Source organism: Staphylococcus sp. GDY8P57P (assembly GCF_017892585.1).
In the GTDB taxonomy this organism is placed as follows: domain Bacteria; phylum Bacillota; class Bacilli; order Staphylococcales; family Staphylococcaceae; genus Staphylococcus; species Staphylococcus borealis.
Map to the genome: position 1 here is coordinate 320,674 of NZ_JAESLK010000018.1, position 20,084 is coordinate 340,757.

Annotated in this window: 19 protein-coding genes; 3 read left to right on the plus strand and 16 right to left on the minus strand. The window is 32.6% G+C overall.

All coding sequences use genetic code 11. The annotated features are described in order from the left end of the window. The first annotated feature begins 63 nt into the window (after window positions 1–63). Window positions 64–429 carry a truncated hemoglobin YjbI gene (locus KA878_RS06790; protein WP_053030005.1) on the plus strand — a complete coding sequence of 122 codons (366 nt, stop codon included), beginning with the start codon at window positions 64–66 and terminating at the stop codon, window positions 427–429. A gap of 23 nt (window positions 430–452) precedes the next feature. Beyond that, window positions 453–1,250, plus strand: coding sequence for a protease adaptor protein YjbH (gene yjbH / locus KA878_RS06795; RefSeq protein WP_193839557.1), 798 nt, complete (start codon window positions 453–455; stop codon window positions 1,248–1,250). 63 nt (window positions 1,251–1,313) lie between these two features. Here the strand turns inward: yjbH and KA878_RS06800 are convergent, their stop codons facing one another. The 6 genes from KA878_RS06800 to spxA form a co-directional block, all read right to left on the minus strand. Then, entirely contained in the window at window positions 1,314–1,961 is a 648-nt protein-coding gene (locus KA878_RS06800) for a hypothetical protein (protein ID WP_075108380.1), read from the minus strand. Between the two features lie 15 nt (window positions 1,962–1,976). Beyond that, entirely contained in the window at window positions 1,977–2,354 is a 378-nt protein-coding gene (locus KA878_RS06805; protein ID WP_053029704.1) for a hypothetical protein, read from the minus strand. Between the two features lie 350 nt (window positions 2,355–2,704). Beyond that, on the minus strand, window positions 2,705–4,513 hold the full coding sequence (gene pepF, locus KA878_RS06810) for an oligoendopeptidase F (protein ID WP_193839558.1): 1,809 nt from the start codon (window positions 4,511–4,513) through the stop codon (window positions 2,705–2,707). Window positions 4,514–4,577: 64 nt separating this feature from the next. Next, window positions 4,578–5,537, minus strand: coding sequence for a competence protein CoiA (locus KA878_RS06815; RefSeq protein ID WP_193839559.1), 960 nt, complete (start codon window positions 5,535–5,537; stop codon window positions 4,578–4,580). A gap of 101 nt (window positions 5,538–5,638) precedes the next feature. Beyond that, on the minus strand, window positions 5,639–6,358 hold the full coding sequence (mecA, locus tag KA878_RS06820; RefSeq protein ID WP_053029709.1) for an adaptor protein MecA: 720 nt from the start codon (window positions 6,356–6,358) through the stop codon (window positions 5,639–5,641). A gap of 328 nt (window positions 6,359–6,686) precedes the next feature. Further along, window positions 6,687–7,082 (minus strand): transcriptional regulator SpxA, encoded by a 396-nt coding sequence (spxA, locus tag KA878_RS06825; RefSeq protein ID WP_011276230.1) that lies wholly within the window; start codon window positions 7,080–7,082, stop codon window positions 6,687–6,689. Between the two features lie 288 nt (window positions 7,083–7,370). Between spxA and trpS the strand changes: the two genes are divergently transcribed. Continuing rightward, window positions 7,371–8,360, plus strand: coding sequence for a tryptophan--tRNA ligase (gene trpS, locus KA878_RS06830; protein ID WP_053029711.1), 990 nt, complete (start codon window positions 7,371–7,373; stop codon window positions 8,358–8,360). Between the two features lie 55 nt (window positions 8,361–8,415). Here trpS and opp4C read toward each other — a convergent pair whose 3' ends face one another. The 10 genes from opp4C to opp3b form a co-directional block, all read right to left on the minus strand. Further along, entirely contained in the window at window positions 8,416–9,324 is a 909-nt protein-coding gene (gene opp4C / locus KA878_RS06835; RefSeq protein ID WP_193839909.1) for an oligopeptide ABC transporter permease, read from the minus strand. Window positions 9,325–9,348: 24 nt separating this feature from the next. After that, the gene (gene opp4B / locus KA878_RS06840; protein ID WP_193839560.1) at window positions 9,349–10,311 is read right to left on the minus strand and encodes an oligopeptide ABC transporter permease; all 963 of its coding nucleotides are present in this window, start codon (window positions 10,309–10,311) and stop codon (window positions 9,349–9,351) included. Continuing rightward, the gene (locus KA878_RS06845; RefSeq protein ID WP_193839561.1) at window positions 10,308–11,282 is read right to left on the minus strand and encodes an ABC transporter ATP-binding protein; all 975 of its coding nucleotides are present in this window, start codon (window positions 11,280–11,282) and stop codon (window positions 10,308–10,310) included. Before KA878_RS06845 ends, opp4B begins: the two co-directional genes overlap by 4 nt. A gap of 13 nt (window positions 11,283–11,295) precedes the next feature. Continuing rightward, the gene (locus KA878_RS06850) at window positions 11,296–12,267 is read right to left on the minus strand and encodes an ABC transporter ATP-binding protein (protein ID WP_193839562.1); all 972 of its coding nucleotides are present in this window, start codon (window positions 12,265–12,267) and stop codon (window positions 11,296–11,298) included. A 46-nt stretch (window positions 12,268–12,313) separates the two neighbouring features. After that, the gene (gene opp4A / locus KA878_RS06855; protein ID WP_193839563.1) at window positions 12,314–14,026 is read right to left on the minus strand and encodes an oligopeptide ABC transporter substrate-binding protein; all 1,713 of its coding nucleotides are present in this window, start codon (window positions 14,024–14,026) and stop codon (window positions 12,314–12,316) included. Window positions 14,027–14,210: 184 nt separating this feature from the next. Beyond that, window positions 14,211–15,881, minus strand: a complete 1,671-nt coding sequence (locus KA878_RS06860) for a peptide ABC transporter substrate-binding protein (protein ID WP_210125442.1) — start codon at window positions 15,879–15,881, stop codon at window positions 14,211–14,213. A gap of 26 nt (window positions 15,882–15,907) precedes the next feature. Beyond that, window positions 15,908–16,852 (minus strand): ABC transporter ATP-binding protein, encoded by a 945-nt coding sequence (locus KA878_RS06865; RefSeq protein WP_053029727.1) that lies wholly within the window; start codon window positions 16,850–16,852, stop codon window positions 15,908–15,910. Beyond that, on the minus strand, window positions 16,845–17,924 hold the full coding sequence (locus tag KA878_RS06870) for an ABC transporter ATP-binding protein (RefSeq protein ID WP_053029729.1): 1,080 nt from the start codon (window positions 17,922–17,924) through the stop codon (window positions 16,845–16,847). The genes KA878_RS06865 and KA878_RS06870 overlap by 8 nt, the downstream gene beginning before the upstream one ends. Window positions 17,925–17,941: 17 nt before the next feature. Further along, window positions 17,942–19,009, minus strand: a complete 1,068-nt coding sequence (gene opp3C / locus KA878_RS06875; protein WP_193839565.1) for an oligopeptide ABC transporter permease — start codon at window positions 19,007–19,009, stop codon at window positions 17,942–17,944. Continuing rightward, entirely contained in the window at window positions 19,009–19,935 is a 927-nt protein-coding gene (opp3b, locus tag KA878_RS06880; RefSeq protein WP_053029731.1) for an oligopeptide ABC transporter permease, read from the minus strand. Before opp3b ends, opp3C begins: the two co-directional genes overlap by 1 nt. Window positions 19,936–20,084 lie beyond the last annotated feature (149 nt).

The window sequence follows — 20,084 nt, forward strand, 5'->3', positions numbered from 1 at the left end:
ATTACTTTTAAATGTAAAAATTCATGTTATATTAGTAATATATTAATGGAAATTTGTGATATTATGTCTAAAACGCCATACGATATTATAGGTGAAACAGCGCTCTACAATATGATTGATCATTTCTATTCCTTAGTCGAAAAAGATGATAGAATCAATCATTTGTTTCCTGGGGATTTTGCCGAAACGAGTAGAAAACAAAAACAATTTCTCACTCAATTTCTTGGTGGACCAAACCTATATACTGAAGAACACGGACATCCGATGTTAAAAAAGAGACACATGGAATTTAAAATAACAACTTACGAAAGAGATGCATGGTTAGAAAATATGCATATTGCAATAACCGATGCGCAATTTCCAGCTGGCGTCGGAGATTACTTATATGAACGATTACGTCTAACCGCAAATCACATGGTAAATTCCTAAATATAATTGAAGGTGAGTAAAACATGGCTGAAGAACTAAAAATCGTAGACAATAAAAGTCGTGAAGATGCTAATCTGTCACCTGTAAATAAAATTGAAATTTATTCATTTTTCAATCCGTTTAATGCAGATTGCTTTAAATTATCAGCGATTATTTCTAAATTAAGAATTGAATATAATCAATATATCCGTATCAGACATATTCTAAACCCTTCATTGAAAGTACTTACTAAGTGCCAAGCTCAAAGTACCTCTGATTTTGATAATATCGCCTTAGCTTATAAAGCCGCTGAATTACAAGGGCGTTTAAGAGCAGAGCGTTTTATACATTTAATGCAAAATGAAATCATCCCTAAGAAGGATATTATTACGGAAGAGATGATTTGTGACTGTATCATCAACGCAGGTTTAGATTACAATGAATTTAAAGAAGATCTACAAAAGCGCAAACTAACTGAAAGTTTAAAAATAGATTTACACATTGCTCGAGAAATGGAAATTGAACAGGCTCCTTCACTTGTATTTTTCAGTGAAGATGTTCATGAGGAAGGACTCAAAGTCGAAGGATTATATCCATATCATATATATACTTACATCATTAACGAATTAATGGGTACCCCAATTGAGAAAAATCTTCCACCAAAAATTGAGGAATATATTCAAAAGAAACAACTTGTCACTATGGAAGAATTATTAACCATTTACGAGTGGCCCGAAAAGTTATTGACCAAAGAACTAAAAAAATTGGCGTTACAACAAAAAGTTGAAAAACTTCAATATCCTGAAGGCGATTTTTGGCAATCAAAAATGCCTAGAATTTAATTAAAAACAACCAATCATTGCAGAGTCGCTTTGATTGGTTGTTTTTTTGATTGTTTAACTTAATTAAGGTTGTACAACCCCATTTTTTATTTTCACATTACTTCCTTTTTGAAGCTTATCAAATTGATGCTTTGGCAACACAACAACTCTATCTCCCTGCTTTGTCTTAATAGTCACTGTATATAATGTCTCTTTAGCTTTCATTTGATGTTTTAACATATTCATTTGATAGTTAACGCTATGTTTATGTTCTTGAGATGAATTAGCAATCATATAATAAAATAGCCAATTGTTATAGAAGTTTGTTGCCATAAATTGTGATGGTACTGAAGCATTTGGACTATATTTGTAATTAGGATTTAAAAGTGCACGTGTTTGATGATTGTAGCGACTTGAATGATATGTGTTTTTAGCTTTAGTATTATGAGCTATATTACTCGTTTTAGACGCTTGCGCTGCAGCACGTTGGCTGGACAGTCTTGATGCACGAGAAGCGTTAACTGCACTAGAGCGATTCATAGATGAACTTGAAGACGATGTCGTTCTAGTTGCTGCACTACTTGAAGATGCACTGCTTGAACTTGAAGACGATGAACTACTTGATGTGCCACCATTTGAAGTTGTAGCATGTAGCTGATGATGTGGCATTTCAAACATATAAAGTAAGCTCACAATACTAATGCAACTTATCAACTTTACTATTTTGTTCACTAAGTCGTCACCCTCCTATTTAGTTACTTGATCTTTTGAAATTACTTTTCCTTCTACATCATCATCGCCATAAGTCATATACGGTGGTCGATAGACATGTATATTTTTACCATCTTTAATGATGTAAGGTTTTTCATTACCATCGCTTAATATATGTTCATAAACATGATCTAAACTTGTGCGTTCAATATGTGGGTGCTTTTCTTTATCATTATATTTAATTTCAACATTAGGCGAATCTTCATCACCATCATTTAAGACTTCGTAATATACATACTCAAATTTTTCTGATTTCTTACTGTCATTTGATGGTTCCTTTTGTTCCCCATCGTCACAAGCAGCTAAAACGATTGTTAAGCAAATCATAGACAATAACAAAGTAAATTTTTTCATTGATATCCCCTTTCAAATTGATTAAATATAAAATTAAATCACAACTTAATTTTAACAAATTAATATTAAAAATCATCATATGATAGAAAAGGGAATAAAACTATTTATAAATTAAGAGATAATAAACTGAGATGGTTATTAAAAAAGTATAAAAAAAACGCCGTGTCTGATTACACGACGCTAAACAAAGGGGATGGGAGAAATTTTTCACTTCAAACAAAGGGGTATGTTTGTTATGTGATTAATTTCATGTTCATAATATAACACGGTAAAATAGGTGTTTCAATAATAAAGTCCCCTTATTTTTAAATTGTCACAAACTTGCCATATTGTAAACGTATACAGTTATTTTAAGCTTTCATTAACTTTTCAAACGCATCTAATTTTTGCTCGAAAACTTCACAAGCTTGCTCAATAGGTTCTGGAGATGTCATATCCACACCTGCATTTTTCAGAATTTCAATTGGGTAATTAGAACTTCCTTTTTTCAAGAATTCATTAATATATCTATCTACAGCTGGTTTACCCTCAGTAAGAATTTGATGACTTAAACTTTGTGCGGCACTATAACCTGTTGCATATTGATATACATAATAGTTCATATAGAAGTGAGGAATACGTGACCATTCTTTGCTAATATTGTCATCTGTTTCAACAACATCACCAAAATATTGTTGATTCAATTTAGCATATTCCTCATTCATACGTGTTGCCGTCAATGGTTCACCCGCTTCTTCAATTTGATGAATTTTATGCTCAAATTCTGCAAACATTGTTTGACGGAATAAAGTCGCTCTGAATCTTTCAAGTTCTTGATTTAACAATAATAAACGACGTTCATCATCTAAATGTTTATCCATATAATCACTTAATAACGCTTCATTACAAGTTGATGCAACTTCAGCAACAAAGATTGAATAGTCACTAGAATTTGATGGTTGATATTTACGACTGAAATAACTATGTGCTGAATGACCAAACTCATGAATTAATGTATATAAGTCAGAGACAGTATCTGACCAGTTTAATAGAATAAACGGATTAGTTAAGTGCGCACCAGATGAGTAACCACCTGAACGTTTACCTTTATTCTCATATACGTCTACCCAACGATTATTTAAACCTTCTTTAACAACATCAAGATATGTTTCACCCATTGGCTCTAACGCTTTAAGCATCCATTCTTTCGCTTCTTCATAAGGCATTTCAAATTTAACATCTTTGACCATAGGTGTGTATAAATCGTACATTTTTAAGTCGTCGATATTTAATAATTCTTTTCTTAATTTCGTATATCTGTGTAATAATGGTAAATATTTATGCACGGTCTTAATCAAATTATCGTACACTTCTTCAGGAATATGGTTGTTACTTAACGCACGTTCACGCGCAGTTTTATAATGATGTGTACGTGCATTAAACACATTCTTCTTAACTTCACCTGCTAAAGTTGATCCTAACGTATTATTATAAGCACCATATGCTTTATATAAATTATTATATGCAGATTGACGTAATACTCGATCATCTGATTCTAAATATTTAATAAAAGTGCCTTGCGTTAATGGATGTTTCTCACCATTTTTATCGACCGCATCTTCAAATTCCAAATCAGCATTACTGAACATACCATATACATTACTTGGTGTAGATAATGCATCTTGTGCTTCAGTTAATAATCTTTCTTGTTCTGCATCTAAAATGTGTGGTCGTTTTTCGTTAATCAATTTCAAGTCAAATTCGTAACGTTTTAAATCATTATTCTCATTAATAAAAGTTTGTAGTTTATCTTCATCAATTTGAAGTATTTCAGGTACTAAGAAACTCCATGCTGAACTTATTTTAATGATAAGTTGATGCGCACGTGATTCAAAACCAGTATATTTATCATTTGATGTGTCTTGGTCTTGTTTTAAATGTGCATATACATATACTTTTTCAAGTTTAGTACCAATTTCATCTTCTAATGATAACGCATTGTATAACGTTTCCGAGCTATCACCTAAGTGTCCTTTAAATTGTTCTTCTTTACCTAGATAACCTTCAACCTCTTTTAATGCGGCTTCGAAAGCTTCATCACTCTCAAAAATTGTTGTTAAATCCCACGTATCATTTGGATATTTACGTTCTTGCTCTTCTCTTGTTAATTGTTGACTCATATAGTAAACCTCCTATAATAACTAATGGTATAATTTTCTCATTATTCCCTTTGAATTGCACGTTTTAACTATATTTCCTGTAATGATTAATGAGTTCTGAGACAACATGATCCATAGAAATAATGTTAAGGTACATCTGTCTAAATTTAAGAAAGTCTTTTAAACACTGATGCACATCACGTTCTTGTTGATTCAATAATTCCAATTGTAATTGCCACTGAACTGGATGATTCTCAATGTAGAGTTGATAAGGGAATATGTATCCGAAGTTACGATAAACAGCTTCATCTGACAACCTTAATTGATACATTGCACTTAAAGAAGGTTCAAGGACAGAATTTTGTCTTCTACATTGATTCAAGTAATGATGTATTTCAGATTTCATTAGCTTGAAAATGTGTTGATATGGTGGAGACATTATATTAATCTGATTCACTAATTCATTGATTTCAATGACTGTTTGTTTTGCGATAAATTGTTTGCCACCAATATGCTGAATTTGACTATATAAAACAATGCACTTATTCTCATGATTCCATACATATAAACACCTGTTAATTGGATGTATAAAATGTGCTTGAAATGAATTGAGATATAGCCTTCCTCTATGATATCGACAATCTTTAATCAACCAAATGACTTCCATATTCAGTTGTTTAAACCCCTTTGTTCGTTCTAAGATTTCTTCTATAGTTATTCTAGAAAATTGAATTTCAATGACAAATTTTAAGTTGACTAGTATATCTGGAAATTGTTGTATCGTCGGGCAATAAGGCTCAATTTGAACGTGATAATGCTGTTGTGATAACATCTTCGCAATGAAGCACTTTACAAAGTAATGTTGTTCCGATTCTTGCTTCGCACAATAACTTACGCTATCCACTTTATGCGCGAAATGCGGGATTTTCTTTGTGCCACGTTTTAGCAATAGTTGTGATCTACAATGTGGACAAAAATAACTGTCTTGTTGCTTTGCACGATGCGCATATACTTGCTCGCCTTGTTGATTTATAGCCATTAACATAAATTTCACTCACCTCATAAGATTAAACGTTTGAGATGGTGATTTTACTTCTCAACACAAAAAACCGAAGCAATATTTATTGCCTCGGTAAAAACCTTTCATTATTCAACCGTATCTGGGAAATAACGACGGACTTGTGCAGTGACGTTATGACTCATAATAATCTTAGCATAATCGTTTAAATACACTTCAGTTTTATCAGTTGGATATGCAAATTCTAACATTTGACTATAACTATCATTAATAGTCTCTTGACTCACTGTTTCATCAAAGTGAACAGCATAATAATATTTATTATCATTCATATATAATAAATCTTCAAATTCATCAGTTGATAAATTATGATGATAAGCATAACTTATCACTTGTTCTAAATCATCGAATTTAACAATAACTGTTCTAATATTAGATCGTTGTTTCGTTTGCTTTTGTTCAGATTTATGCGCTTGTTTTTGTTGCGCTCTTTGTTCGAATAAGTTTTCAATACTGTCTTCATTTTCCAATGTATTTGCAAGTAATTCATTAACCTGTTCTTCAAACTGTTCATTCGCATCTTCATCTGACATATGCATAGCGTCTTCATTTTTAGATTTAGAAATCGTAACTTCCACACCTTTTTCGAAGGCATGTACTTGTATCCAAAGTGGGCCTTCAACTACGAAGTCCTCTTCTTCATTGATTTCATCCATCATTGACCAGAAGAATTCTTCGCCTCTTTTACGGTTCGTCCATAAATCTTCACGACTAAATCCTCTAGCTTCAATATCACTATAAGTTATAAATAATTTGACTGTTGTGTCATCAACGCGTTCTATTCTCATATCATCTCACTCCTTACAGTCGATGAATAGTAACCATATTGTATTAGAACGTGATGGAAATTACAATTTATTTGTTTGATTAAATTTAACTATTTTATAATCGTTATATATACTAACATATTCCCTTTTAGAGTTACAAAAAGGGAGTGGAACAGAATTCTTTTTAAATTCGTCGTCCCACCCCCGCAAGGATGACTAGAACTGAGAAAAGCTTAATTAAAGCGCCTTCTCAGTTCAGTCAGCTACTGCAAATTTACAAAATAGCTTCATTATATTAATTATGTCCCAGTCTCTTCATAATATTATAATCTTCAATTAAATTTTAAAATTAATCTACAAGACGTTGCGCTTCTTGTAATTGGAAAGTACGAACCTTTCTAGGTAAGAAACGTCTAATTTCATCTTCGTTATAACCAACTTGTAAACGTTTTTCATCTAAAATAATTGGACGACGTAAAAGTCCAGGATTATCTTGGATGATTGCATAAAGATCTTGTAATGGTAAAGAATCAATATCAACGTTTAATTTTTGGTATGTTTTAGAACGAGTAGAAATAATTTCATCAGTTCCGTCTTCAGTCATTTTTAAAATTTGTTTGATTTCATCAATTGTTAAATGTTCAGAAAAAATGTTACGCTCCGTATATGGAATGTCATGTTCTTGTAACCATGCTTTCGCTTTACGGCAAGATGTGCAACTTGGTGAAGTAAATAATGTTACCATACATCTCACTCTCCTATTGAATGAATATTATTCATTATTTTTAAATTTATTGATTAAGAAATAATCGTTTATTTAGTCCTCTTAACCTTACAATGTAAGTATAACTATCTAACATTAAAATTAAATGAGAAAATCCTAATTTTTCTGAGAAATCTCAAATTTTCTAAAAACCTAACTTTAAAGGCTTAGAATTAACGTATAACTACATACTAACATAACTTACATTTTAAAGAAATACTGTTATAATTTAAATAATATGAATTAAAACTAAGAAAGTAGGCATCTAATATGGAGACATTATTTTCAGGAATTCAACCTAGTGGCATACCCACAATTGGTAATTATATTGGCGCATTGAAACAATTTGCTGATGTACAAAATGATTACGATTGTTATTTTTGCATTGTTGACCAACATGCAATCACAGTGCCGCAAGATAAAATCAAGTTGCGTAAACAAATACGTCAACTTGCAGCTATTTATTTAGCATCAGGAATCAACCCGGAAAAAGCGACCTTATTTATACAATCTGAAGTACCAGCACACGTACAAGCTGGTTGGATGCTCACAACAATCTCAAGCGTGGGTGAACTTGAACGTATGACTCAATATAAAGATAAAGCTCAAAAGCGAACTGATGGTATTCCAGCTGGACTGCTAACTTACCCACCATTAATGGCTGCAGATATTGTTATTTACAATACTAACATTGTTCCAGTTGGTGAAGACCAAAAACAACATATGGAATTAACTCGAAACTTAGTTGAACGCTTTAATAGTCGTTATAATGACGTTCTAGTTAAGCCAGAAATTCGCATGCCTAAAGTAGGTGGCCGTGTAATGAGTTTACAAGATCCAACTAAGAAAATGAGTAAAAGTGATGACAATCAAAAAAACTTTATTTCATTACTAGATGAACCTAACGTGGCTGCTAAGAAGATTAAAAGTGCTGTAACAGATTCAGATGGCATTATTAAATTTGATCGAGATAACAAACCAGGTATATCAAATTTATTAACAATCTACTCTAGCCTAACAAATGAATCTATTAAAGATTTAGAAGCTAAATACGAAAATGAAGGATACGGAAAATTCAAAACCGACTTATCAGAAATCGTCAAAGATTTCTTAATTGATTTCCAAAAGAAATACGATGAATTTTATCATTCAGACAAATTAGATGAAATACTAGATCATGGTCGTGATAAAGCCCAAAAAGCCTCATTCAAAACATTGAAAAAAATGGAACGCGCTATGGGACTAGGGCGTAAACGATAATAATAAAAAAGTGAGATGACTTAACTCATCTCACTTTTTTATTACCTATTTTTAGTTATTTTCTCCCTTTAGGGTTAAATGCATCTTTAAGTCCCTCACCAACAAAGTTAATACTTAGTATTGTAAACATAATCATTAGTGCAGGGGGCATCCATATCCAGGGCTTAGAACTAATAATGTCGCCTTCTTGTGCATCACTTAACATGTTCCCCCATGAAGGAATGGATTTACTAATCCCAAATCCTAAAAAGCTCAAACCAGATTCTACTACAATCATTCCTGCAAAAGTTAACGTAGCTTGCACAATAACTACACTTAAAATATTAGGTAATAAATGCTTTAAAATAATTTTATGTGTGGGCGTACCAATCGATTTCGCAGCTAAGAAATATTCATTTTCTTTTTCTTGCATGACTTTCCCACGTACTAATCTAGCAATACCTCCCCAACTAAGAACGATAATAACTGCTACTAAAATAATCGCTGAGCCGTATGGATTTTTAATTTTATCACCAAGCGCAGCATTTAAAACGATTGCGAAAATTAAAAACGGAAAAAGCATTACAAATTCAGTGACACGCATTAATAGGGTATCAAGTATGCCTCCAAAATAACCTGATATGACACCTATTGCTATCCCAATTACTAGCATACCAATCGTAGAAACTAATCCAATTGTCAACGACATTCTTCCTGCAAATAATAATCTACTGAAATTATCTCTACCTCCGGAGTCGGTTCCTAATATATTTTGAGAAGTCATGTCACCTTTGATATTTAATAAATCTTGCTGTTTAATAGGCAACGGTGCTAATAATGGTGCAATAATTGATATAATGGCTACTAAAATTAAAAATACTAATGATGCCATAGCAATTTTATTCTTGGCAAATTTGTGTAAGGCAATCTTTGTAGGTGAAGATGCTTTTTTTACAGTTTTTAAGTGATTACGTCGTTTGGTCATCATTTACCTTTACCTCTTCTCATTTTAATTACTACGAATTCTAGGATCGACAAAATTATAAGTTATATCAGATATAAGATTTCCAAATAACCCCAAAAATGAAAAGAATAACGTTAACGCCATCATTAATGGATAATCTTGCCCAGTTACTGATTCTAAAAACAATTTACCAATACCATTAAAAGAAAAAATTGTTTCAGTAATAACCGCGCCGCCTAAGATACTTACAATATCAGCTCCTAAAAACGTAATGATTGAAATTAATGAGTTACGCAAAATATGTTTATTATAAATTTTATTCATTGATAAACCTTTTGCTTTAGCAGTTAAAACATAGTCTTTATTAGCATTATCAATAATATCGTTTCTTAAATACTGAATATAACCGGCAGTTGATAATAATCCCAACGTTAAAGCAGGTAAAATCGTATGATAGAGCTTACTCAAATAGTATGCAAAACTTCCTTCTTGAAGATTAATATTGACTGACCCTTGAAAAGGAAATATCGGGAATTGAAATGCAAATAGATAAATTGCAAATACACCCGCAATAAATGAAGGAATAGCCAGCATAACGTAGTTAAAAACTTGAATAGTATAGTCTCCTATTGAATATGCATATCTTCCTGAAACAATTCCTAGAATAAACGATAATATATATGTAATTATTAGAGATACAACACCAAGCAATATTGTATTAGGCAAGCGTTCAATAATTAAATCAAATACTGGTCGCTTATATTTAATAGATTCTCCTAAATGACCATGTGCTACATTTTCAATCCATCTGACATATTGCGTTGGTATAGAATCATTGAGACCTAATTTTTCTCTCTGAGCGGCAATTGCCTCTTGCTTAACATGAGGGTTGTATTGTCCACTAAAAGGATCACCTGGTTGAATTATTGCTAAGCTAAATACCACGATTGATATCAAAAACAATAATGGTATCATTAAAAGAAATCGTTTTAAGATGAGTTTTATCATTTCGCATTCACCCTTTCAGTAAAGAAGCAAGCAACATGATGTTGTGATTTTATTTCTTCTAGTTTCGGTCCTTGCTCGCGACATTTATCTTGTACAATCGGACATCTAGTGTGGAATGGGCATCCTTTAGGTGGATTACTTGGAGATGGTAATTCTCCCTTCAAAATAATTCTATTTCCCTTAGCCTGATTAAATTGGGGTATAGACGAAATTAAAGCCTTAGTATAAGGGTGTTGTGGATTTTTATATAACTCAGTACTATCTGCGATTTCCACCATATGTCCTAAGTACATAACACCTATCACATCACTAATATGTTTCACTACACTCAAATCATGAGCTATAAATAAATAGCTTAAATTAAATTCTTTTTGTAGATCTTTCATAAGATTTAATACTTGAGACTGAACAGATACATCTAAGGCACTCACAGGTTCATCAGCTACAATAAGTTTTGGTCTAATTGCTAGCGCTCTAGCTATACCTATTCTCTGTCTTTGTCCCCCTGAAAATTGGTGTGCATATTTGTAATACGTATCCTCACTCATCCCTACGCAGTTTAATAAATACATTACTTCATCTTTAAGTTTCTTTTTATCAACTACATGGTAATTTTGTAACGGTTCGCCTATGATATCTCCAACCATTTGCATTGGATTTAACGAAGCATAGGGGTCTTGAAATATCATTTGAAAATTTTTACGCGCTTCTCGTAATTTTTTCCCATTTAATTGCGTAATATCAACATCATTAATTTTAATTTCACCCGATGTTATATTTTCTAATCGAACGATAGATTTTCCAAGCGTTGACTTACCACATCCTGATTCTCCTACTAAACCAAATGTTTGTCCTTTTTTAATTGTAAAAGAAACATCATCTACTGCTTTAACGTATTGTGTTGGTTTAAAAAGTCCTGATTTAATAGGATAATATGTTTTTAAATTCTGTATTTCTAAGATGTTATCCATTTTTTCTTCCCCTCTATTGGTCTAATAGATGACAGCGTACTTGACTACCATCCCTACTCATAAGTTTTGGTTCTCGTTGGTTACATAATTCCATTCTGACTTCGCATCTATTCGCAAAACGACATTGATTTTTATTAAACTCAGTTATACTGGGTACCATGCCATCAATCACTTCTAAATACTCTACACTTTCATTTAACTTTGGAATTGTACGAAGTAATTTCTTAGTATATGGGTGTTTAGGATGATTTAAAATTTGATGTAGTTCCCCAAATTCAACAATTTGTCCAGCGTACATGACGATGACTTTATCACAAAATTCCGATACGACACTTAAATCATGCGTAACCAGAATAATTGACATGTTATTTTTTTGCTGTAATTTTTTTAGTAATTCAAGAATTTGTGCTTGTATCGTTACATCTAACGCTGTAGTCGGTTCGTCAGCAATTAATAATTTTGGGTTACAAGAAATTGCAATCGCAATCATCACTCTTTGTCGCATCCCACCGGATAATTGATGCGGATAGCTATTTAGTACTTCTTCTACTCGAGCTATCCCTACTTGTTGTAACAATTCTTTAGCCAACACATATGCTTCTTTTTTCGTTTTATGTAAATGTAAAATAATAGGTTCTATTAATTGATTTTTGATTTTAAATACAGGATTCAGTGCCGTCATAGGCTCTTGAAACACCATACCGATATCTTTCCCTCTAATTTTTCGGTATTCACTTTCACTAGCATTTTGTAGCGCTTTACCGTCGAATATCATTTTACCGTGTGTGATTTTAGATATTTTTTCTGGTAAGAGTTTTACAATTGACTTATTTAAGATTGATTTGCCACATCCAGATTCTCCAACAATTCCAAGTGTTTCATTACTTTTTAATTTAAAAGAAATTTGATCAATTGTAGGGTACCAGTTATTGTTGATATTAATAGATGTTTCTAATTCATTTATTTCTAATAAATAACGATTCATGCTTTACTCCAATCAATAAACCTCGACTAAAGTCGAGGTTCATCTTTTATTCTTTAGTTATTTGATATAAATCCTTATCTGAGCCAATTGAGATATCAACATTTCTCACTTTATAATTGACTACTGTAATAGTATCTAATTGAACAATTGGTAATGCTGGAAGAACTTCATTAGTATGTTTTTGCCATTGTAGATAAATATCTTTACGTTTTTTATCATTATTACCAACTTTATTAAAATCTAACGCATCATCTAATAATTTATCTGATGTTTTATCGGTAGTACGCATTTCATTTTGTGGTCTATCCGTATGATATAAATCTGAAGGATCTGGATCAGAACCGCCTGTCCATGTTCTGAAATATACTTCCATATCTTTAGAAGCACTCGCTAAATCATCGTTATATTTACCAAACTCAACCATTTTTACATTCGTTTTTAATCCTACTTTTTCCCAGAAATCTTTAATAGCCGCAGTTCTAGGTTCAAATGTAGGGTTTGAGCCTGAATAATGTTTTAAGTTAATTTCAAAAGGTTTACCGTTAGGATCTTCTCTGAAGCCATCTCCATTTCTATCTTTATATCCTAATTTATCTAACATTTTTTTAGCTTTTTCAGGATCGTAACTATAGTTATTTAAGTCTTTTTGATCGGCTGCAATCCAATGGATAGATGGAACAAAGCTATTTAGTTCTTTACCATAACCTTGATAAAATGCTTTAATCCATTTTTTTCTATCAATTGCATATAACATTGCTTGTCTAAGTTCTTTTTCTTTATATTTAGGACGTTCTGCACCAGTTTTATTCTTCTCTTTATCATAATCATGAGATACAAAACCAATAACAGAATAGTCTGTACCTGGTGTTGATAATACTTTAAGTTTTCCATCTCCAGATTTTTTAGCTTCTTGAGCAATACTACCTGTAGTAGAATCAGTCATATCAATTTCGCCATTTTTCATAGCTTTCACAATTTGTGTTTGATCAATAACTTTTAAATTAATTTTGTCTAAACTTGGTTTACCTTGCCAATAATCATTAAATTTCTCTAATTGAACTGCTTCACCTTGAACAACTTTTGTCACCTTATAAGGTCCAATACCAATTGGATGTTTTCTGATTTTATCTGATTTCGCTAAATCTTTAACTGCTACATCGCTTAAATATTTTTTACTTAATAATGGACCAGCAAAGAAGCCTTCAAGATAATTTACTTTCTTCTCTTTAAAAGTAACTTCCATAGAATAATCATCTAGTTTTTTCAATCCACTAATCGTGTCCGCTTTGCCTTCATGTTTTTCTTTAGCACCTTCGATGTTTTCAACGATAGGGAAATAACTACCTTCATAATCTTTGTCTGCTAAAACATTTAACGTATAAATCCAGTCATCAATTTTAAACTCATTACCATCTTGCCATTTAATGCCTTTTTTAATTGTAAATTTAATCTTCTTACCTGGATCAATATCTTTCCATGAAGCAATAAATGGTTTAGGTTTCATATTTTTATCTAGTTTAATTAATGATTCATTATAATAAGCTTCGACTGCTGAGTCTGAAGCATCTGAACTCAACACAGATGACAGTGTTCCTGAAGGAGCAGCATTTAAACCTACGTTTAATACTCCACCTTTGTGATTAGATGTTTCTGTTTTTGACATATCCTTTGAATTTTCATCCTGTTTTCCTTTTCCACATGCACTCAATACTAATACTGCTACTAGTAAGAGTATTAAATATTTACCAATGACTTTCACTCACATCAATCCTCCTGTTGATTCTAAGATGTTTTTCTTATTTTACTTCTAAAATAAAAATTAACAAGTTAAATTTTAGAATTTTCAGATAACATTTTAATTATTAACTTTCAATTAATTTAAATTTCCCACAAAAATACAACCTAACTATCTCATTCGTAGCTAGGCTGCATTTTGACACGCTTTATTCATTTTTCTTTTTCTTACCAGTTTCTCTATCAATTGATTTGTCCATATATGCATGTTTTAATGAATAATCTCCACCAATTTGGTGATACTCAATACCTTTTAATTGTGGATTTCTTAATGAAGCAGCACCTTTTTGATAAATTGGTGCTACAGGTGCATCATTTAAGAAAATTTCCTCAGCTTGGCGCATAGCAGCAAATCTCTCGTTTGGTTTTTGTAGTAAACTACCGTTCGCTTTTTTTAATAAGTTGTCATATTCTTTACTACTCCAACCAGTGTTGTTTTGAGCGTTTCCTGTTGTCATCGTATCTAAGAAAGTAATTGGATCAGGATAATCTGGTCCCCAACCTGATAATGACATTGAGTAATTCATCGTCAATTCAGCTTGAACTCTTTGTTTAAAAGGTAATTGCTTAACTTTTACCGTTACTCCTGGTAGATTATTTTCAATTTGAGATTTAATAAATTCCGCAGAAATTTTAGAATCTGGTGTATCTTCAGTATTTAATGTGAAGGTAAATTCATCTTTACCTAGTGCTTTCTTCGCTTTTTCTAAATGTTCTTTTGCTTTTTTAGGATCGTACTTTAGTGGTGAATTTACAGTATCAGCATAATCTTTGCCATCTGGTGTTTTAGCTGTTCCACGTGCAGTAAAGCCATCAAACGGTTTTGCACCTGTACCAAGCACTTCATTAACGTAGTCCTTTTTATTAATTGCTTGAGCAATCGCATATCTCATGTCTTTATTTTTAAATTCTGGTTGTTCTTTCTGGTTTAGTTTCAAAAAGAATGTAGATGCTAATAAACGTTTGAATAACGCTGGACTATCTTTATACTTGTCTACTTGTTCAGAAGTTATACCTGCGACATCAACAGAACCTGTATCGTATAATGAGGCACCAGCTTGTGTATCTTTCAATATTTTATAGTTGACTCTATCCAATTTAACATGGTTTTTATCCCAATAATCATTATTTTTAGTTAACATAATTTTATCTTCTACAGCCCACTTATCAATTTTAAAAGGACCATTATAAACAGTTTTATCAGCAGTAGTACCATAAGATTTACCATATTTTTTTACTACTTTTTCATTTTGTGGCATAAACGTACCAAAAGCTAACATTTGTTGAAAATAAGGAATTGGCTTTGTTAACTCAACTTGTAATGTGTAATCATCTAATGCTTTTACTCCTAAATCTTTAGGTTTCTTACCATTTTTATTTAAATTAATATCTTCTGCATTTTTCAAATCGTACATTATGTATGCATATTCTGATGCAGTTTTTGGATCAACAGCTTTACGCCATGCAAATACAAAATCATGTGCCGTTACCGGGTCCCCATTAGACCATTTTGCATCTTTACGTAATTTAATTGTCCACGTTTTTCCACCATTTGACTTTTTAGGTTGTCCTTTTGCGACACCTGGTACAGCTTCATCTTTACCATTAAGTGAATATAACCCTTCGAATACTTGATTGTAGATCGTAAATGAAACTGTATCTGTAGCTAGCGTTGAATCAAGTGTATTTATATCTGAAGAAGTGGCAACTCGATATGTTTGCCCACTATCATCATATAATCCACCACCTTTACCACATGCACTTAATAGTAAAGTAGTTACAATTAAACCTAAAATCACTTTGAAGTTAATTTTTCTCATAACAATTTCATCCTCCTTCCCCAGTATTAAACGCTTTGCGTTAGATGCTGTTCTTTTAATTGAGCCGCTTCTTCATCAGTAACAAAGACAAAATGGCCAGGTCTAATTTCTTGAAGGCTTCGCTCACTATTTTTAGATTCATCATCTTTGTATGCTACACGTTTACGTGTTCTTTCACTATCTGGGTCGGGTTGTGGAATCGCTGATAACAATGATTTAGTGTATTCATGTAATGGATGATAGTATATTTCATCGGCAGAACCCAACTCTACAATTTTCCCAAAATGCATCACTGCGATACGATCTGAAATATATTTAACCATAGATAAGTCATGTGCAATAAATAAGAAAGTAATACCTCGTTCTCGTTGTAGTTTCAACATTAAGTTAACAACTTGCGCTTGAATCGATACATCTAGCGCTGAAATTGGTTCATCCGCAATGATAAATTCTGGTTCAACGGCCAACGCACGTGCAATACCAATACGCTGTCTTTGTCCACCTGAGAATTCATGAGGATACCTGTTTGCGTGCTCCTTACTTAAACCTACTGTTTCAAGCAAATCATATACACGTCGTTTACGATCTTTTTTACCACTAGCTAATTTATGAATATCAATGCCTTCAGCAACGATATCCATTACCTTTAACCTAGGATTAAGAGATGCGTATGGATCTTGAAATATCATTTGAATTTTTTTATTGAATTTCAATAAATCTTTACGTTTAGAAATTTTCTGAATATCTTGACCTTCATATAAAATTTCTCCACTAGTGATGTCATTTAATTTAATAATTGCCTTTCCTGTTGTTGATTTACCACATCCTGACTCTCCAACTAACCCTAGTGTTTCTCCTTTATAAATGTCAAAAGAGATGTCCTCTATGGCTCTTACTTCATTTCGTTTACCTTCATTAAAATATTGTTTTAAATTTTTAATTTCTAATAATATTTCATTATTCTTATCCATCGAACGACACCCTTTCTACTTGACGTGGTTTGTCGTAATTATTAGGCATTTGGCGCTGTCTCTTCATCACCATTTCTGGTGGTGCTACTTTAGGCGCTCTTTCATCTAATAACCAAGATTTAACAAAATGAGTTGGTGATACTTTAAACCATGGTGGTTCTTGTTTGAAATCAATATCTAAAGCGTATTGACTTCGTCGAGCAAATGCATCCCCTTTAGGTGGATGTAGTAAATCAGGAGGTGTCCCTGGAATTGCAATTAATTCTGTATCATTGCTCGTAGTTAAATCAGGCATAGATGATAGTAATCCCCAAGTATATGGATGCTTTGGATCATAGAAGATTTCATCTACATCCCCCGTTTCCACCATTTGTCCGCCATACATGACAGCAACCCTATCTGCAATATTTGCTACAACACCTAAATCATGTGTTATGAATATAATTGAAGTATCAATTTTTTGTTGCAATTCTTTCATTAAGTCTAATATCTGTGCTTGCATAGTAACGTCTAAGGCAGTTGTTGGTTCATCAGCGATTAATATTTTCGGTTCACAAGCCAAAGCTGTTGCGATAACAATCCTTTGTCTTTGCCCACCAGAGAATTGATGTGGATACGCTTTGAAACGTTTTTCTGCATTAGGTAATCCTACTAAATTCAATATTTCTAGCGCACGTTTTTTAGCGTCCGCCTTATTATAATTTTTATGCTTGATAAGTGGTTCCATAACTTGCTTACCAATTTGCATCGTTGGATTAAGCGATGTCATTGGATCTTGGAATATCATTGAAATGTCTTTACCACGTAATTTAATAAGCTCATTTTCAGATTTGACGGCCAAATCTTCGCCCAAGAAATCAATTTTCCCTTTTTTTATTCTTCCAACATCCCCTTGGAATAATTTAGTGATTGCTTTTGTCGTTACGGATTTACCCGAACCAGACTCGCCTACTATTGCTAACGTTTCTCCTTTGTTCAAATAAAAATCTACGCCTCTAACTGCCTGCACTTCCCCTGCCGTAATGTCAAAGGAAACATGCAAGTCGTTTACTTCTAAAACTCTTTCTGACATAACCTTTGCCTCCTTTTTTATTTACGCATCTTAGGGTCAAATGCATCGCGTAAACCATCGCTAAATAAGTAAAAGAATAAGATGAGCAAACTTAATACTGTTGCAGGAATAAATAATTCATGTGGATGAATTAATAACATAGCACGTCCATCATTAACTAATGAACCAAGTGATGTTTGTGGTGCTGGTACACCGATCCCAATGAAGCTTAAGAATGCTTCAAAGAATATGGCACTTGGCACTGTGAACATTGAAGTTACAACAATTGCGCCTAACGTATTTGGTAAAATATGTTTAAAAATTAAGTTGAATTTTGATGCACCTAATGTTCTTGATGCCATCACAAATTCTTGATTTTTTAACTTTAAGAATTCCCCACGAACTACCCTACTCATTCCTAACCATCCGGTAATCGACATGGCTAAGATAATTGTCCATATAGACGGTTCAAATATGAGTACAAATAAAATTACGACAATTAAGTTAGGAATAGATGCAATAATTTCTAGAATACGTTGCATGATATTATCTACCCGTCCTCCGAAGAAACCGGATATTGCACCATATACAACACCAATAAAAATGTCCAGTACTGCAGCTACTACACCGATAAATAATGAAATTTGAGCACCTGTCCATGTACGTGTCCATAAATCTCTACCTAATTGATCAGTACCAAACCAGAAATTTTCTTTAACGTCTGCATCTTTATATGCGTTTGTTCCATCTGCGCCTGTTCCGTCAAATGGAAGGAAAGGTACCTTATCTAATACTGGAATCTTAGCAGGTAAATTTCGTCTTGAGACATCTTGTTCGGCATAATCATGATCACTTAATAAAGGACCAATAAAAGCCATAATAACAATTAAAACCAATCCGATTAATCCTACAATAGCCAATTTATTTCTTTTTAATTGGGTCCAGGCATCTTGCCAGAAGTTTTTACTTTCTCTTTGCATTTCTGGTTCTCTATTTAAATCAAGCTCTCTCATTACGAAATCAGAAGCTGCAATGCCTTCAGAGGTATGTGTCATAGCCGCATTTGAATGATCATCAAATGGCTTTTCAAATTTATCATTTGCCATTACTTTTTACCTCCTTGTACACGAATTCTTGGGTCAATGATTCCGTATAAAATATCTACGATAAAGATTGAAACAATAAATAAAGTACTGAATAAAATCGTTGTAGCCATAATAACTGAGAAGTCATTTGTCGTAATCGATCTTACGAATTGGTCCCCTAATCCCGGAACACCAAATATATTTTCAATGGTTAACGTACCTGTTAGAATTCCTGCTAACATCGGTACTATGATGGTAATAATTGGTATGAGTGCATTTCTTAATGCATGCCCAAATAGCACACGCAAAGAAGAATTCCCTTTTGCTCTTGCTAATAATATGTAATCCGAACTTAAAACTTCTATCATTTCAGCTCGTATGTATCTTGCTACTGTTGCCATAACCCCTGCAGATAGTGCAAGTGAAGGTAATACAGCTGTAGCAATTCCTTCCCAACCAGCAACAGGGAACCATCTTAATCTCACTGCAAAAACATATTGAAGAAGTACGGCTAAAACGAACGATGGTACGGATACAGCGATAACTGAAATCACAGTAGTTGTATAGTCTACCCATGTATTTTGCTTAGTTGCAGCTGCAATACCAAGGATTAGACCTAAAATTATACCTATAATCATAGCGATAATACCCATTTCCATTGATGGAATCAATCTCGGTCTAATTAACTCCCATACCGGTTGATTATGATACTGGAATGAATAACCAAAGTCCCCTGTTACAACGTTCTTTAAATAATGAAGATATTGAACGGCAACCGGATCATTTAATCCATATTTTTCATTAAGAATAGCCTTTTGTTCAGCACTTAATTTTGCATCATTAAACGGTGAACCTGGCATCATTTTCATTAAGAAAAATGTAATCGTAATAATAATAAACAGCGACAAAAACATGTACCCCAATCGTTTTAAAACATATCGCGTCATTACTCCGCCCCCTTTTAAATTTTCAAAATTAACATTCCCTTCAAAATTTTCAGAAATATTTAGTAATATTATATATACAATTTTCATACAATTGCAATATAATTTTCACAATATTTAAAAATTGAATTGTAAAATAAATGTTCTTTTTA